Source organism: Levilinea saccharolytica, from assembly GCF_001306035.1.
Lineage (GTDB): Bacteria > Chloroflexota > Anaerolineae > Anaerolineales > Anaerolineaceae > Levilinea > Levilinea saccharolytica.
In genome coordinates, this window is record NZ_LGCM01000042.1 from 13,394 (window position 1) to 29,620 (window position 16,227).

Here is a 16,227-nt window from a genome sequence, read left to right on the forward strand (position 1 = left end):
CTCCCTGTGTGATTCAATCGGACGATCAAGTTATTTACTGAGGATCACCGTGACCAGCGTCAGAATGAAGAACAGCGCGCTCAAGCCAATGGTGATGTAGAAGAGCGTCTTTTCAATCCCGCGCCGAGCCGTGAACACTGTGCCCGAATCGCCGCCCGCCAACGAGCCCAGACCCACACCCTTGTTCTGCAAGATCACGCTGACGATCAGGGCGATTGACGTTATAATCAATGCGATATCAAAGTATCCCGAAATATTCACAGATAGCCTCCTGAGGTTCTACAAGCAGGCCTGATTATACTGTCTTTATATGGGAATCGTCAACCGCGTATGCACGAACTCACCCTCAACCTCCACATGCACACCACCTATTCTGACGGCTCCGGCAGCCATGAGGATATCGCCCAGGCGGCCTTACGCGCCGGCATTGACGCCGTCATCGTCACCGATCACAATGTATGGGTCAACGGCGTAGACGGCTACCGCTCGGCTAACGGGCGGCGCATGCTGCTCATCGCCGGAGAAGAGGTGCACGACCGCACCCGCCAGCCCCAAAAGAACCACCTGCTGGTGTTTGGCGCCAACCGCGAGATGACCACCTTTGCTCCCGACCCCCAGAACCTGATTCGTCAGGTGGAACAAGCCGGGGGGCTGTCTTTCATCGCTCACCCCTGGGATCCAGCCATGCCGGCGTTTGGCGAGGATGATATCTCCTGGGTGGCCTGGGATGTGGAAGGCTACACCGGTTTTGAGCTGTGGAATGGACTGAGCGAGCTGAAAAGCGTGGCGCATTCGCGTCTGCAAGCCGTTTTTTATGCCCTGTTCCCTCAATACCTGGCGCATGCCCCCCTGCCCCAAACCCTGGCCAAATATGATGAACTGCTCAGCCAGGGACGCCGGCTGACCGCCGTGGGCGGCTCGGACGCGCACGCCCTGCACATGCACATGGGCCCCCTGCACCGCGTCATCTACCCCTACGAGTTTCACTTCCGCGCCATCAACAACCACCTGCTCACCCCCCGCCCCCTGGGCGAGAACCTGCTCGAAGACCGGCGCATGATCTACGACGCCCTGCGCGCTGGGCGTTCCTTCATTGGTTACGACCTGCCCCACCCCACCCACGGCTTCCGCTTCACCGCTCAGGGGCTCAACGCCGTTGCCACGCTGGGCGAAGAAATCCCCCTGCATGGCAGCATCACCTTCCAAATTCGCCTGCCAGCCCCGGCCTACTGCCGTTTGCTGTGCAACGGCAAGCCGGTCAAAGCCTGGCGCGGGCAGGAGATTTGCTCCTTCATCGCCAGCCAGCCGGGGGCCTACCGCGTGGAAGCCTATCTGGATTTTCTGGGCAAACGCCGCGGCTGGATCTTCAGCAACCCCATCTACGTGCGCGCCCCGCACCCCCGCGCGAGGGTCTCATGATCACCAACAATGTCACCCGCCTGCTCGACAGCCGCAAGATCGCTTACACCGCCTTTGAACTGCCCCCCGAAAAGATCGGCGCGCTGGAAACCGCCGCCCTGCTGGGCGTCCCCCCGCAAATTGTGTTTAAGACCATTGTGGTGGTGCGGGCCAAACCCGCCAAACCCATCCTGGCGGTCATCCCTGGGGATGCCGAAGCCGATCTGAAAGCCATCGCCGCCCTGGTGGGCGAGAAAAAGGTGCACATCCCCACCCAGCGCGAGGCCGAGCAGATCACCGGCCTGCAGGCGGGCGGAATCTCTCCCCTGGCCCTGCTCCAAAAAGGTTTCACCGTGCTCCTGGACGAATCCGCCCAGACCCACGGCCAGATTCACATCTCCGGCGGGCAGCGCGGGCTGAATCTGCGCCTGCCGGTGGACGCCCTGGTCAGCCTGACCCGCGCCCGCCTGGCCCCCATCAGCACCCGCCCCCCCGCAGACTAGCCTTTGACTACCGCCACAGGCCGCAGCCGCGCCACCTTGCGCGTGATGCCGGCGCCGCACACCGTGCGCACCACCTCATCCACATCCTTATAGGCCTGGGGGGCTTCTTCGGCCAGTCCGCCCATCGAACCCGCCCGCACCTGAATGCCCTGCTTTTCCAGGGCGCGCAGCAGGGCCTCGCCGCGAATTTCGCGCTTGGCCTGGCTGCGGCTGAAGACCCGCCCAGCCCCGTGGCAGCTGGACGCGTACGAACGCTCCATGCTCTCCGCCGTGCCCGCCAGCACCCAGGAGCCCGTTCCCATGCTGCCCGGAACCAGAACCGGCTGGCCGGTGTGGGCGTATTCCGGCGGCAGATCTGGGCTGCCGGGGCCAAAGGCGCGCGTGGCCCCTTTGCGGTGCACGCACACGCGCTGCGCCCGCCCATTCAGGGTGTGCGTTTCCAGCTTGGCGATGTTGTGGGTGATGTCGTACACCAGGTGCAGGTGAAAATTGCGCACCACCCCCGCCAAAGCCGCTTCAAAGGCCAGCCGCGCCTGATGCGCCAGGATCTGGCGGTTGGCAAAGGCGTAATTGGCCGCGGAACGCATCGCCCCCAAATAGGCGCGGCCCTCGGGTGAATCCAACGGAGCGCACACCAGTTCCCGGTCAGGGATGGAAATGCCGTAGCGGCGCACCGCCCCTTGCAGGCTCTGCACCGCATCCGTGCAGATCTGGTGGCCAAAACCGCGCGAACCGCAGTGGATCATCAGCGTCAGGCAGCCCGGCTCCAGGCCCATCGCCTGGGCGGCTTCCAGATCGTACACATCTTCCACCACCCCCACCTCGATGAAATGGTTGCCCGCCCCCAGCGTGCCCAGTTGCGTGCGGCCCCTTTCACGTGCCCGCGGGCTGACAGACGCAGGGTCGGCCTCCGGCAAACAGCCGCCGTCCTCACAGCGCCGCAGGTCCATCTCGGTGGCCCAGCCGCGCTGCTGCGCCCAGCCCGCCCCCAAACGGCACACCTTTTCCAGATCGGCATCGCTCAGCCGCAAACTGCCCGCGGTGCCCACCCCGCTGGGGCAGTGCTGATCCAGGGCCGTGACCAGCCGCTCCAGGTAGGGCTGCGCCGCCTCCAGCGGCACCGCTGAGGCCATCAGCCGCACCCCGCAGTTGATGTCGTAGCCAATGCCCCCCGGCGAGATGACCCCGTCCGGCAGGGCGGTGGCAGCCACCCCACCGATGGGGAAGCCGTAGCCCTGGTGCATGTCGGGCATCACCACCACCGGCCCGGCCAGCCCGGGCAAAGAGGCCGCGTTAACGGCCTGCTGCACGGCGTTATCTTTCAGCACGGCCTCCAGCAGGCGCCGCGTGGCGAACAGGCGCACCCCCACGCGCATGCCCTTACGCGCATCCGCCGGAATCTCCCATTCGAATTCGCTGACCGGCGTCAAATCATGAATTGTGACCACGGCCGCCTCCTTTTTTAACTCAAACGTCCAGCACCAGGGTCGCCTCCAGCCCGCGCGGGGTGGGGCGCACCTCCAGAGCGTGGTACGTCACCGCTTTAACCCTCCTGCCCACCGCAGCCGCCGGGCTGCCGCGCAGCACCGCCCGCAGCGTGCCGCCCTCCACGGTCAGCGTCAGGTCGTCAAACACCGTGCTTTCCACCTCACAACGGTAGAGCAGCTCGGCCAGAAACTGCACCAGCAGGCTTTCGGCGTCCTCCGCCTGCAAAACCAGTTCCGCTTCCTGGCGCGGGCCCGCCGCCCAGCGCACCCCCATCAGCGCGTATAGGCCCCGCGCCGCGGCGCGCAGAAGACCCCCCAAATCTGCCCCCCAAACGTGCAGGCTCAGGTCGGCCGTGTGTGCAATTTCTTCAAAACCCTCAGCGATCGTGTTCATCTTCAGTATAATTATACGCCGCGCGCCTTCCCTCCGCGGGAGCGCGCCCACCTCACCCGCAAAGAGAGTCGCCTGCCGTGCCGGATTTAACCCTTTCCAAACAATTGAGCGCCCTCCTGCGCGGGTACCAGCGGACGCCCGACTCCCGCGGCCAGTCTCCCGCCCGCGTGTATGCCCTCACCGGCCGCCAGCCGACTCTGTACCTCAAAACCTCCGACCGGCGCTGCCAGGGCACCTCCTACGATGTGGAGCGCGAGAAAGACCTGCTGCTGTGGTTACAGGACCGGCTGCCCGTGCCGGAGGTGCTGCATTACGAGGAATACGCCGGCGTCCGGTTCCTGCTGATGAGCGCGGCAGAAGGCACCGCGGTTTGCGAAGATCAGCGTCAGCAGCCTGACCCAGAACGGTTGGCGCGGCACTACGCCGAGGCCGTCCAGCTTTTGCGCTCTGTCAGCATCGCGGACTGCCCCTACCCGTACGGCCTGGATCAGCGCCTGCAGGAGCTGGAAGTTTTGTTGGCGCGCCAACTGACGGACGTGGAGCGCACCGACTGGGAAGCCGACACCCCCTTTGCCGATGCCGAGTCCCTGGCTGCGCACCTGCAAACCCACCGGCCGCCGGAAGAATGGGGCTTCACCCACGGCGACCTGGGTAGAGAAAATCTATTGGTCCGCGGCGGGCGTATCAGCGGCTTTATTGATGTCGGCAGGAGCGGGGTGGCCGACCCCTGGTTGGATATTGCCCTGTGCGTGCGTTCCCTTCAGCACACCTGCGGCGGCCGCCGGGAACCCCTGGATCTGTTTTTTAAATGGCTTGAAATCGAACCAGATTGGGATAAAATAAGGTATTACATTTGGTTAGACGAGCTGTTCTGAGCCTCATCACCGCCGAACCATGCGCGCCCCGGGTGTTGGGGATTTCTCCGGCGTTTTCAGAGCCTTTCTGCGTCCGAATTTTTCCTGGTTCCCGCCCCAGCAGGTAGCACAAGCCGGTATGAAAACATCCTTGGATCTCATCGAAAGTCGTTTGCGCGAGTTCATCGAAGGCAGCAGCGCCGTGCTTCTGCCGGGGAACCGCCGTGACATCTCGCTGGCCAACCGCCTGGCCGAGGCCATTCAGGGCGCCATGCAGGCTTCTGAATCCCAGCCGGAGGCCGCCCCCAACCTTTTCACCCTGCACCTGCCCCCCGAAGACCTGCCCTACTGGCAGGAGCGCCAGGGAATGTTGGACGCCCTCAGCGGTGCGCTGCAAGAGGCCGTCAGCCAGACCGATTTATACTTTCCAGCAGCCCCCAACCTGCGCCTGCAAGCCGACCCGCAGCTGACCAGCGGCGATTTCCGCGTGGAAGCCGCCTATCCGCAAGAGGCCACCGGCTCTACCGCGGTCATTTCCATCGCCCCTGCTGCCGCCGAGCCCGAAACCCAGGATCCCCGCCCCGCCAATGCCTTCCTGATCATTGACGGAACGCGCACCTTCCCATTGCGCCTGCCGGTGATCAACATCGGCCGCCGCCTGGATAACCATCTGGTGATTGACGACCCGCGCGTCTCGCGCAGCCACGCTCAACTGCGCGCCGTGCGCGGCCACTATGTGCTCTTTGACCTCAACTCCACCGGCGGCACCTACGTCAACAGCAACCGCATCACCCAATACACCCTCAAGCCGGGGGATGTCATCTCGCTGGCGGGCGTACCGGTGATTTACGGCGAAGACGTGCCCCAGCACAAGGGCGATACCGGGCAGCTGCCTGTGCTGCCCCGCCCGATCACGGAGTAAAAAATCATGGCGGCTGTGGTGGTCTTAGTCCTGCGCGTTCTGTTGGCCCTGGCCTTATATGCCTTCCTGGGCTGGGCCTTCATCACCCTGTGGCGCGAACTGCGCCTCACCAGCCAGATCGTCTCTGTGCGCAAAATCCCCGAGCTGACCCTGCAGGAGCAGTTTGGTGAAGCCAAAACCTACACCTTCGCCGTCATGGAAATCACCCTGGGGCGCGACCCCACCTGCGATGTGCCCCTGCTGGATGACACCATCTCCGCCCACCACCTGCGCCTCAGCTACCACCACAATCAATGGTGGGCCGAGGACCTCAATTCTACCAACGGCTCTTTCCTCAACGATGAAAAAATCACCACCCCCACGGTGATGATCTCTGGCGACGAGCTGCGGGCCGGTCAACTGCGCTTGCTGGTCACCATTGCCCCCCATTAACCGCCGGAAAAGCTGGCCTCATTTCCCCGTAATCTCACTATAATAGAATCATCGTACCCATACAGGCTCAGGAGGTTTCCTATGCTGTTCTTTTGGTTGGGTTTGCTGGTCCTCATCCTGGTTTTCCTGTGGTGGTTTTTCCGCGATAAGCAGCAGCCCCCCGCGGAACCACCCACCCTGCCGGCTTTGCCCACGCGCAGCGCCGCCCCCCTCAGCGTAGAAGCCGAAGCCGCCCCCGTCGAAGATGACTTAACCCTCATCGAAGGCATCGGTCCCAAGATCAACCAGCTCTGCCACGCCGCCGGCATTCACACCTTTGCCGACCTGGCCCAGGCGGATGTCAGCCGCCTGCAGGCCATATTGGACGAGGCCAAACTGCGCATTGCCGACCCGACCACCTGGCCTGAACAGGCCCGCCTGGCCGCCGCGGGCGACCTGGAAGCCCTGAAAACCTACCAGGACAGTCTGAAAGGCGGGCGCGTAGTCTGATCTGCCCCCCTCTCGCCGTCCGATCCGGTTCCGGCTGAAGGAAAACCGCCCGCGAAATTCACGCTCTGGCGGATCGTTTTCCTCTGTGCTATGATTCGCGCATCTTGACCAAAGGAGAACCTGCATGTCTGAAAACAGCCCAGTCTTAGGCATTATTGGCGGTTCCGGTTTATATCAGTTCCCCGGCCTCACCGACACCGCCCAGGTGGAGGTCGAAACCCCCTTTGGCGCGCCCAGCGCGCCCGTCATCACCGGAACCCTGGCGGGCAAGCGCGTGGCCTTTTTGGCCCGCCACGGCCTGGGGCACACCCTCACCCCCACCGAGGTCAACTACCGCGCCAATATCTACGCCCTCAAATCCCTGGGCGTGCGCCGCGTCCTGGGCGTCAGCGCTGTCGGCTCGCTGCGCGAAGATTACGCCCCCGGCCACCTCATCGTCCCCAACCAGCTGATTGATTTCACCCGTAAACGCGCCAGCAGCTTCTTCGGCGAGGGTTTGGTGGCCCATGTGGGCGTGCCGGATCCCTTCTGCCCCGACTTTTCCGAGCTGACCTACCAGGCCATCTCCAGCACCGATGCCATGACCCACCAGGGCGGCACCCTGGTCACGATCGAAGGCCCGCGTTTTTCTACCCGCGCCGAATCGCATCTGTTCCGCTCGTGGGGCGTATCTCTCATCGGCATGACCGCCTGCCCCGAAGCCTTCTTGGCGCGCGAAGCCGGGCTGTGCTATGCCACCATCGCCCACGTCACCGATTACGATGTCTGGCATCAAAGCGAAGAGCCCGTTTCGGTGGAAATGGTCATCCAGACCCTGCACCGCAGCCTGCACATCGTTCAGGAAGCCATCCTCTCCCTGCTGGAGTCCTTAGACGCCGAACCGACCTGCGGGTGTGAAAGCAGCCTGGAGAAAGCCCTCATCACCAACCCCAGTCACATCCCGCCGGAAACGCGCCAGCGCCTGGCCCTGCTGGTGGGCAAATACCTGGAGCCGTGAACCACCTCTTCCCGCAAAGCGTCTCGCCGCGAGACCAAACCCAAAGCCGCCTGATGCTGCTGGCGGCCGGGTTTGTGTTCCTCTACGCCGCCGCCCTCACCCTGGCCCCCGCCGTGCGCCTGCACACCTGGCAGGCTGAGCTGCGTTGGGCGCACTGGCTGGGGGTGGCCGTGTGGGTGTCCACCTTTGCCCTGCTCCACCGCCTGCTGCTGCGTCAGCTCCCTGACCGCGACCCCTACCTGCTGCCGGCCGCCGCCCTGCTGACGGGCTGGGGACTGATGACCATCTGGCGCCTGGAACCCCAGTTTGGTCTGCGCCAGACCCTTTGGCTGGCCATTTCTGGCGGGGTGTTTGCCCTCGGCCTGCGCATCCCCGAACCGCTGCGCCTGCTGCGCCGCTATAAATACCTGTGGCTGACCAGCGGACTGCTGCTCACCGCGCTGACCTTCTTCATCGGCGTCTATCCTGCCGGGGCCGGGCCGGAATTATGGCTGGGCTGCTGCGGGGTGTATTTGCAGCCTTCCGAGCCGCTCAAGCTGCTGCTGGTGGTGTACCTTTCGGCCTATCTGGCCGACGCCCTGTGGCTCAAGTTCAATTGGGTGTCGCTGCTTTCCCCCACCCTGGTGCTCACCGGCGCCGCGCTGGCCCTGCTGCTGGCTCAGCGCGACCTGGGCACCGCGCTGATCTTCCTGACCCTGTATTTCCTGATCCTGTATCTGGCCTCCGGCCGTGCGCGGGTGATGGCCGCCGCGGTGGGGGTGGTGTTGGCGGCGGCGGTGTTGGGCTCGCTGCTGTTTGATGTCATCCAGACGCGCATGGCCGCCTGGTTAAATCCCTGGGCCGACCCCTCCGGGCGCTCCTTCCAAATTGTGCAGTCCATTATGGCCGTCGCCGCGGGCAGCCTGATGGGCAGCGGCCCCGGCCTGGGCAGCCCAGGTCTGGTTCCAGTGGCCCATTCCGATTTTATCTTCGCCGCTATCGCCGAAGAAATGGGGTTGGCGGGCAGCCTGGGTCTGCTGGCGGTGGTGGGTCTGTTCGTCTCCCGCGGCCTGCGCGCCGCGCTGCACGCCCCGTCCAATTACCAGCGTTATCTGGCCGCCGGTCTCAGCGCCTACATCGGCGTACAGTCCATCCTCATCATCGGCGGCAACCTGCGCGCCCTGCCCCTCACCGGCGTTACCCTGCCGTATGTCTCCTACGGCGGCTCTTCCCTGTTAACTTCGTTCATCATCCTGCTGATTCTCATTCTCATCAGCAGCCCCGCCGAGCTTGAACCGGCGCCGCTGCCCAAGCCCGCCCCCTACCGCCTGTTGGCCCTGGGCATGGTGGGCGCGCTGACCGTGCTGGCCCTGGGGGCAGGCTGGTGGGCGCTGGTGCGCGCCGCTCCCCTCAGCACCCGCGCCGATAACCCCCGCCAGGCCATTTTGGACCGCTTTGTGGGACGCGGACGGCTCTTAGACCGTTCGGGGCAGGCGCTGGTGGCCGATGTGGGCAGCCCCGGCAGCTACCGCCGCCAGATCAACGTACCCTCCCTGAGTCTCGTCACCGGCTATGCGCACCCCCTCTATGGCCTCTCCGGGCTGGAAGCCGCCCTCAACCCCTATCTGCGCGGCTTACAGGGCGTTCCCACCTCCGAGATTCAAACCAACCAGATGCTCTACGCTCAGCGTCCCCCGGGTCTGGATGTGCGCCTGAGCCTAGATCGAGCCTTGCAGGCCGAAGCGGACCGCCTGCTGGGCGAACACCGCGGCGCGCTGGTGTTGATGAACGCGCAGACCGGTGAAATCCTGGCGATGGCCTCACACCCCTACGCCGATTTCAACCGCCTGGACAGCGATTGGGACACCTGGCGGCAGGACCCCTCTGCCCCCCTCTTCAACCGCGCCGTGCAGGGAACCTATCCCCTCGGAGCCGCCGTCAACCCCTTCCTGCTCACCGCCGCCGCGGGGCGCGGGCCGCTGCCCGCCCTGCCGGGGGCCTTCGCCAACCGCTCCAATTCGGCAATTTTGGAATGTGCCCTGCCCCCCACAGGGGATCTCAACTGGGAACACGTGGTCTCGGCGGGCTGCCCCGAAGCCGCCGCTGCCCTGGAAGAGCTGCTCGCCCCCACCGCGGTCAGCAATCTGTACCGTGATCTGGGTTGGGCCGAAGCCCCCGATCTGCCGTTGAATGTGGCCGTCCCGCCGGTGCAGGATGCGGCACAGCCGCTGCAAACCGCATCCCTACGCGTTTCTCCCCTGCAAATGGCCCTGGCGGCAGCCAGCCTGAGCGCCGACGGGCGCACCCCCGCCCCGCGTCTGACGGTGGCGGTGAACACCCCCGCCGAAGGCTGGGTGATTTTACCCAGCGGCCCCACCCGCGAAGCCCTGCCGTCGCAGCCCGTTCAGGATATCTCCGCCCGGCTGGCCCTCACCGATCTGCCCCTGTGGATGAGCGTGGCCCGTGCCGCCAGCCCAGAGCAAACCGTCACCTGGGGCCTGGGCGGAACCGTGGCCCGCTGGCAGGGTTCACCCCTGGCCCTGGCCGTGGTGATTGAAGAAGACAACCCCGCCGCCGCCGCGCACATCGTGCGCGAAATGCTCCAGGCCACGTTGAACCCCACCACCCTCAGCAGCAGCCCAACTCAGCCGTAGTTTTTACCTGCGAATTTCAGCGCGACCAGGCGGGCAGGCGTTCCACCAGGGCTGTCAGCGTCATTTCGCGCAGGCTGGCAGAGCGCAGCCACACCTCGCGCAGCGCCGCCCCCAGGCCGGTCAGCCCCAGCCATTCCGCCCAGCGCAGGGCCGACCCGCGCGTGATCACGTCCCCATACCCGGCGTAGAAATCCAGATAGGCGTTGAAATCCCAAATGGGAAATTGGAACAGCAGACGGTTGAAGATCACCAGCGCGCCCCACAGATAGAGCACCTCATACACATGCACCGGCTGTTCGCGGTCCTGCAAAATCAGGCTGATAAAAAACGCCTGCGGGATGAAGAAGAAGGTCGCGTAGCGCATCATATCCGTGCCGCCGTACATCATCCCCAGCAAATTGACCCCCAGGTAAATCCAGATCCACGGGCGGTAGGCCCCCAGCCCCTGCCAGGCGCGCCGCAGCCGCCCCGGGGTGGCCAGAATCAGCAGCGGCATCCAATACGCCGCCAGGTTGAAGACGTAGTTATAGTTGCGTTTCCAGTTCAGCGGCATGCCGAAGAGGGTCTTTAGAAATTGGGGATCGTTGAAGGGGTCCAAAATTTGCTGGGTCATGGTGATGGGGATCAGCCAGCGCGGCAGCGCCAGCACCAAAAGCGTCCCCGCCGCCGTCAGGCCCATCCACACCAGGGGGCGCACATCCTTGCGGTTCGCCCACCATTCCCGCGCCCACAAAAACAGGGCGATGGCGATGGGGATGATCAAATACTCGCGGATGAGCAGGCCAAGCACGCCCAAAGACACGGCCAGCGTCGGTTTGCGGTACATCAGCGCCAAAATGGCGAACACCAACAGCGGGTAGGCCAGCTGGTCGGGGCGGTAAAAATCAAACAGCAGGAATTTGACGTTAAACAAGGCCCCCGCCGGGATGGACATGACCACCAGAGCCGCCCAAAAGCCAGCCCCCAGCTTGCGCGCCACAAAATACACCCCCCACAGGGCCGTCAGCAGCCCGCCGTAAGCCAGCAGCTTAAAGCCCACAAAGGTGGGCGTCCCCAAAAGCTGATTCAGCCCGCGAGCCAGCAGCGGGGTAATAAAGCGGTAAGCGTAAGGCGCGGCCAGGTTGGGGTTGCCCCACACGCCGTTCTCAGCCATATCAATGTAATACACAAAATCCCAGGCGTGGCCTTCCACCACATCCAATCGGTTGGTCAGGCGGTCTAAGGCCAGAAGAATCAACAGCGCCAAAGCCAGCGCGGTCAGCGCCTGTACGGTCGTTTTTTTCATGCGGGTCGTCCCTTTCGGTTAAAAATCATCCGGCCCAATTGTACCTTAACCGTACAGGCTTGGGCCGGAAGTAGAGCCGAAAAAGGGGGGATCAGCCCAGGGCTTCGCGCAGGGCCGCACTCAAATCGGGCTGGCGGAAGGTGTAGCCCAATTGCAGCAGCCGCGCCGGAACCGCTCGCTGCCCATCCAGCACCAGGGTGCTCATCTCACCCAGCAGCAGGCGCAAGGCAAAGGCAGGCACAGGCAGCCAATAGGGCCGCCCTAACACGCGTGCCAGGGTGCGGCCAAAATCACTCATGGTCACCGGCTGCGGGGCGGTCAGGTTAAACGGCCCGCTGGCCTGGGGATGATCCAGCAAGAAGAGCATGGCTTCCACCTGATCGCGCAGCGAGATCCACGGCCACCACTGCTGGCCGCTGCCCAGCGGGCCGCCGATGAACAGGCGGAAGGGCAGCAGCAGCCGTTCCAGCGCCCCGCCGGTAGCCGTCAGCACCAGCCCGGTGCGCAGCAGCACCCGCCGCACGCCCAAAGCCTCAGCCGCCTGGGTGGAATGCTCCCAATCCACGCACACCGAGGAGAGATAATCCTCCCCCGCGGGGGCTTCCTCGGTCAGCACGTCCTGGCTTTTCACGCCGTAGTAGCCCACCGCCGAGGCTTGCAGCAGCAGCCCAGGGCGTTTTTGGGCCTGTTCCAGCGCGCGCACCAGCGCCTGGCCGCTGTCCACGCGGCTTTGGCGGATGCGCGCTTTGCGCTCGGCGTTCCACCGGCCCGCGCCGATATTCTCGCCCGCCAGGTTCACCAGCGCATCGGCCTCTTCCAGCCAATGCACCCAGCCCTGGGGCGTGTGCCCATCCCAGGCGGCGGCCTGCGCCCCCGCCGGAAGCCGCACCCGCTCCGGATTGCGGCTGAGCACCGTCACCGCATCGCCGCGCTCCACCAGCCGCCGCACAAAGGCCTGCCCAATCAGGCCGCTCCCGCCCAGGATCAATACGCGCATGTTCATACCCTCCGCTTTTCAGACTCATTCAGCCGCTTTAAGGCGGTTGACCTGCCTTGATTGTATCCCCAAAGGCAGAAACGGCTCAACGCTTTGTGTAAGGTTGCCGCAGGGGGCAAATTGCTGCCGCCTCAAGTCGTGCTATAATCCTTCCAAGGGTGCTGCGATGGATGAAGCGGTATTGGTACTCAACGCCAATTACGAACCGATCAACGTCTGCGATATGCGGCGTGCGGTCGGGCTTCTCCTGGCCGAAAAAGCCTCACTGGTGGTAAACGGTCGCGGGAGTATTAAAACTGCGCGCAACGCCTTCCCCCGCCCCTCCATTATCCGCCTGGATAAGATGATCCACCGCCCCCGCCCCACCGTCAAGCTGACGCGGCGCGAAGTCTTCCGGCGCGACGCCCACACCTGCCAATACTGCGGTCGCACCGGCGGTGAGATGACCATTGATCACATCTTCCCGCGCCGTTTGGGAGGCCGCCAGACGTGGACCAACGTGGTCACGGCCTGCGCCGCCTGCAACCACCGCAAGGGGGGCCGCACCCTGGAGGAATCGGGCATGACCCTGCTGCGCCCGCCCAAGGAGCCGCCGGCCTCTGCCCTGTATATTTTTGGTAGGCATTTAAAAGAATATTTCGAGTGGGAACCCTACTTGAACGGCTGGTAACCGCCCCCCAAATTACAGCTCAAACTCCATAAAGTCTTTCGCCAGCTGCACCGGCTTGCCGAACGTCTCAGCCGCCGCCGCGGTCAGCTCGGCTTCTTCCAGGGTGGTATCGTAATGGATCAAATACAGCGCCTCCACCCCGGCCTGGCGCGCGGTTTCGCCTGCCTGCGCGGGGGAGGAATGGCCGGTTTGCTGGCCCGCCGATTCGTGCAGCAGTAACTGCGCCCCGCTGGCCAGGCCCACCACCGCCGGGCAAGGCTCGGTGTCGCAGGAATAGGCTGCCGCCTTGCCGCTGGCATGGAACAGTACGCGCAGCCCCACCGTGGGGATGAGATGGCGCACCGGCGACGCCCACACCGACAGGGCCGCGTCAGCCACCACCGGCGTCATTTCCTCGGCCGGCAAGACGTGGAACACCACCGGGTAAAAATCTGGCCAGCGCTTCCAGTTGTACAGATCCATCATGGCCTGCAGGCGGTCGGTCACATCCGCTAACCCGTACACATGCAGCGGTTCGCGGCGCCCCAGCAGCCACAGATCCATCAAGAGCAGCGGCGCACCCGCCACATGATCGGGGTGGAAATGGGTCAAAATCAAATCGGTCAGCCGCAGCGGGTCTACCCCCAGCCGGCGCAGGCGCGGAATAGGACTGCTGCCGCAATCCACCAGCACCACGCGTTCGCCCGCAGTGAACAGCAGGTGCGTGTTTTCTTGCTCCAACCCCGCCACCGCATTTGCGGATCCCAGGACAATGATCTTACCCATACCCTCTCCTCTTAGCGGAAGAATAAGAGCGCCAGGCGCGGGGTAAGCCAGGATTCAATTCCCGCGGCGATGATCAGCAGCGGAATGACCACCCCTACCATGATCTTACACCAGTTTGCAAAAGCCGCCAAACCCACCTCGCCCACAGTTTTGGATGAATCCGGCGTGGCCAGGCGTGCCCCCGCGTGGATCACCGCCGCCGTGGCCAGCACCGCCGCGGGGATTTCCAGCACGGCGTGCGGCAGGATCAGCATCACAAAGGTCAGCGGCGGAAAGCCGTTGGAGACCAGCAGCCCGTACAGATACCCCACCGCCGCGGTGGAAGCCATGAGGGGTAAAACCCCCAGAATACCCAGGGTAAAAGCCCCCACCACCGAGGCCAACAGCAGCACGCGCATATTCTGCCAGAAAATGGCCATCACCGGCGCCGCCCCCGCCAAAGACCACAGGTCCAACAGGTCTTGCAGGCGGCCGCCCATCTGGTCCATATCCGCAACGTTCAGCGTCAGGAAAAAGCGCGGCACAATGCTCAGGCCGATGGCCACCCCGGCAACTGCCAGCCCCGCCGCCACCCAGATGCCCACGCGCATATCGCGCAACGCGCGCGGCAGGCTGCGCGTCAGCCACATGCCAAAATGCGCCGCCCCGCCGGTAAATTCCCGCCGGAAGACGCGCCACATCCATTTCACATTGAGCACATCAATTTCGCGGCCCAAAAGCTCCTCGCGCTGAAAATGGGCCGTGCCCACCCGCACCAGCAGCACCGTCAGCACCAACAGCCCCCCCACCGCCCACCACAGGGTGGTGTAATCGCCCCAAAACATCACCACCGACTCGCCCTGAATGAGCAGCGCCACCGGGATGATGATGAAGCTGGAGAGCAAATTGGCCGAGCGCACCGAGGTGGCCTGGGAGGAAACCACCACCGCCCCCGCCACCATCATCACCGCCTGCACCACCGTCAGCGAGAAGATCTGGAACAGCACTTGCAGCGGCGGCAGGGGCACCCCCCCAATCACCAGACCCGCCAGGTACACCGACATGCCCAAAAAGCTGGACAAGAGGGGCGGGATGGTGGCCGCCAGCAGCTTGCCCAAATACAGCTGCCAGTCTTCCAGGGGCGTATTGAGCAGGGGCTCAATGCTGCCGCGCTCTTTCTCGCCCACAAAGGTTTCCAGGGCGATCACCAGCGATACCGAGATGGGGAAGAAGCCCACGATCATCAGCAAGAAGGGCACCAGGCGCTCACCGATGATGGTGGCCCCGTAGCGGTTGACAAAGCCCAACATCTGCTGGGCGGTGAAGTTCATCAGGAAGGGGAAAAAGACCGTCAGGCCCAACACCGGGAAGATGATGCGCCAGTCGCGCAGCTGGTCGCGCACTTCGCGGCGGGTGATCACCAGAGCAGGGTATAAACGCTTAAACACGGGCGGCCTCCTGGCGGTTTTCTTGGGCAACGGCCTCCAAGTAGGCTTGTTCCAGGCTGCGCGGCACTTCGGAGAAGGCCACCACCGCCAGACGTTCCTCCAACAGGCGGCGCAGCAGCCTGGGGTTGGCCGCATCCGGCGCTTCCACGCCAAAGCGCAGCCAGTTTTCGCCCTGCCCGGTCAAATGCACGCCCTCCGGCAGCCCATCCGGCGTCCAACCATTCAGGCTGCTGCCCAGGCGCGCCTCAAATTCCGGCGCCCCCAGCAGTTCGCGCTTCAGGTTTTCCGGCGTGCCGGTGCGGATGATGCGCCCGGCGCGGATGATGGCCACCTGATCGGCCAGCTCTTCGGCTTCCAGCAGGTTGTGGGTACACAGCAAAATGGTGCGCTCGCTGGAGCGCAGGGTGTGAATGGCGTCGCGCACCATGCGCGCGCTTTCGGGGTCCATGGCTGAGGTGGGTTCATCCAGCAGCAGAACGGGCGGCTCGTGCAGCAGGGCGCGCACCAGGGCCAGCTTTTGGCGCATGCCTTTGGAATATTCCCCCAGGCGCTTCTTGCCTGCCGAAGCCAGGCCAAACTGCTCCAGGAGTGCATCGCTGCGGCGGCGCGCCTCGCGGCTGCTCAGGCCGTATAAATTGCCGTAAAACTCCAGGTATTCATGCGCGTTCATGCGCCCATACAGGCCGTGATGTTCGGTCAGCACCCCCACCACCCGCCGCACCTCATGGGCCTGCCGCACCACATCAAACCCCGCCACCAGCGCTCTTCCGCGGGTGGGCGTCAGGATGCTGGTCAACATGCGCACGGTGGTGGTTTTTCCAGCCCCATTCGGGCCTAAAACCACCATCACCCGCCCGGTAGGCACGTCTAAAGAGATACCATTAACGGCCACAAAATCGTCAAAATGCTTGGTAAGATCCTCTGCCAGGATCATCCGGCAACCCTCTTTCTTGGGCCGCCCCACAGGGCAAACG

Annotated in this window: 17 protein-coding genes; 9 read left to right on the top strand and 8 right to left on the bottom strand. The window is 64.2% G+C overall.

The window, feature by feature from the left end:
• Positions 1 to 30: 30 nt before the first annotated feature.
• Positions 31 to 231 carry a preprotein translocase subunit SecG gene (gene secG / locus ADN01_RS12140; protein ID WP_236691014.1) on the bottom strand — a complete coding sequence of 67 codons (201 nt, stop codon included), beginning with the start codon at positions 229 to 231 and terminating at the stop codon, positions 31 to 33.
• Between the two features lie 99 nt (positions 232 to 330).
• Between secG and ADN01_RS12145 the strand changes: the two genes are divergently transcribed.
• Together ADN01_RS12145 and ADN01_RS12150 are read left to right on the top strand one after the other, a co-directional pair.
• Positions 331 to 1,419, top strand: a complete 1,089-nt coding sequence (locus ADN01_RS12145; protein WP_062417618.1) for a CehA/McbA family metallohydrolase — start codon at positions 331 to 333, stop codon at positions 1,417 to 1,419.
• Positions 1,416 to 1,901 carry a YbaK/EbsC family protein gene (locus ADN01_RS12150; protein ID WP_062417617.1) on the top strand — a complete coding sequence of 162 codons (486 nt, stop codon included), beginning with the start codon at positions 1,416 to 1,418 and terminating at the stop codon, positions 1,899 to 1,901. The genes ADN01_RS12145 and ADN01_RS12150 overlap by 4 nt, the downstream gene beginning before the upstream one ends.
• Here the strand turns inward: ADN01_RS12150 and ADN01_RS12155 are convergent.
• Together ADN01_RS12155 and ADN01_RS12160 are read right to left on the bottom strand one after the other, a co-directional pair.
• Positions 1,898 to 3,349, bottom strand: coding sequence for an RtcB family protein (locus ADN01_RS12155; RefSeq protein WP_062417616.1), 1,452 nt, complete (start codon positions 3,347 to 3,349; stop codon positions 1,898 to 1,900). The two genes, ADN01_RS12150 and ADN01_RS12155, sit on opposite strands and share 4 nt — an antisense overlap.
• Positions 3,350 to 3,368: 19 nt before the next feature.
• A complete protein-coding gene (locus tag ADN01_RS12160) occupies positions 3,369 to 3,782 on the bottom strand; it encodes an archease (RefSeq protein ID WP_062417615.1) in 414 nt (137 codons plus the stop codon).
• Between the two features lie 77 nt (positions 3,783 to 3,859).
• On the opposite strand from ADN01_RS12160, the gene ADN01_RS12165 reads away from it, so the two are divergent.
• The 6 genes from ADN01_RS12165 (at position 3,860) to ADN01_RS12190 (ending at position 10,109) form a co-directional block, all read left to right on the top strand.
• Positions 3,860 to 4,657 (top strand): APH(3') family aminoglycoside O-phosphotransferase, encoded by a 798-nt coding sequence (locus ADN01_RS12165; protein WP_075071171.1) that lies wholly within the window; start codon positions 3,860 to 3,862, stop codon positions 4,655 to 4,657.
• Positions 4,658 to 4,775: 118 nt separating this feature from the next.
• Entirely contained in the window at positions 4,776 to 5,558 is a 783-nt protein-coding gene (locus ADN01_RS12170) for an FhaA domain-containing protein (RefSeq protein ID WP_160318423.1), read from the top strand.
• Between the two features lie 6 nt (positions 5,559 to 5,564).
• Positions 5,565 to 5,990, top strand: a complete 426-nt coding sequence (locus ADN01_RS12175; protein WP_062417613.1) for an FHA domain-containing protein — start codon at positions 5,565 to 5,567, stop codon at positions 5,988 to 5,990.
• 81 nt (positions 5,991 to 6,071) lie between these two features.
• Entirely contained in the window at positions 6,072 to 6,479 is a 408-nt protein-coding gene (locus ADN01_RS12180) for a helix-hairpin-helix domain-containing protein (protein ID WP_062417612.1), read from the top strand.
• Between the two features lie 124 nt (positions 6,480 to 6,603).
• Complete coding sequence (mtnP, locus tag ADN01_RS12185; protein ID WP_062417611.1) at positions 6,604 to 7,476, top strand: S-methyl-5'-thioadenosine phosphorylase; 873 nt, start codon at positions 6,604 to 6,606, stop codon at positions 7,474 to 7,476.
• Complete coding sequence (locus ADN01_RS12190) at positions 7,473 to 10,109, top strand: FtsW/RodA/SpoVE family cell cycle protein (protein WP_062417610.1); 2,637 nt, start codon at positions 7,473 to 7,475, stop codon at positions 10,107 to 10,109. Before mtnP ends, ADN01_RS12190 begins: the two co-directional genes overlap by 4 nt.
• Before the next feature lie 16 nt (positions 10,110 to 10,125).
• On the opposite strand, the gene ADN01_RS12195 is transcribed toward ADN01_RS12190, so the two are convergent.
• On the bottom strand, positions 10,126 to 11,394 hold the full coding sequence (locus ADN01_RS12195; protein WP_062417609.1) for a DUF3488 domain-containing protein: 1,269 nt from the start codon (positions 11,392 to 11,394) through the stop codon (positions 10,126 to 10,128).
• A gap of 91 nt (positions 11,395 to 11,485) precedes the next feature.
• Positions 11,486 to 12,391, bottom strand: coding sequence for a TIGR01777 family oxidoreductase (locus ADN01_RS12200; protein WP_062417629.1), 906 nt, complete (start codon positions 12,389 to 12,391; stop codon positions 11,486 to 11,488).
• Positions 12,392 to 12,557: 166 nt separating this feature from the next.
• Here ADN01_RS12200 and ADN01_RS12205 point away from each other — a divergent pair, with 166 nt between their 5' ends.
• Positions 12,558 to 13,061, top strand: coding sequence for an HNH endonuclease (locus ADN01_RS12205; protein WP_062417608.1), 504 nt, complete (start codon positions 12,558 to 12,560; stop codon positions 13,059 to 13,061).
• 12 nt (positions 13,062 to 13,073) lie between these two features.
• On the opposite strand, the gene ADN01_RS12210 is transcribed toward ADN01_RS12205, so the two are convergent.
• Genes ADN01_RS12210 through ADN01_RS12220 form a run of 3 tightly spaced genes read right to left on the bottom strand, consistent with a single transcriptional unit; the run spans position 13,074 to position 16,187 of the window.
• On the bottom strand, positions 13,074 to 13,826 hold the full coding sequence (locus ADN01_RS12210; RefSeq protein WP_062417607.1) for an MBL fold metallo-hydrolase: 753 nt from the start codon (positions 13,824 to 13,826) through the stop codon (positions 13,074 to 13,076).
• 11 nt (positions 13,827 to 13,837) lie between these two features.
• Positions 13,838 to 15,253 (bottom strand): stage II sporulation protein M, encoded by a 1,416-nt coding sequence (locus ADN01_RS12215; RefSeq protein WP_062417606.1) that lies wholly within the window; start codon positions 15,251 to 15,253, stop codon positions 13,838 to 13,840.
• The gene (locus ADN01_RS12220; RefSeq protein WP_062417605.1) at positions 15,246 to 16,187 is read right to left on the bottom strand and encodes an ABC transporter ATP-binding protein; all 942 of its coding nucleotides are present in this window, start codon (positions 16,185 to 16,187) and stop codon (positions 15,246 to 15,248) included. Before ADN01_RS12220 ends, ADN01_RS12215 begins: the two co-directional genes overlap by 8 nt.
• Between the last annotated feature and the right edge of the window lie 40 nt (positions 16,188 to 16,227).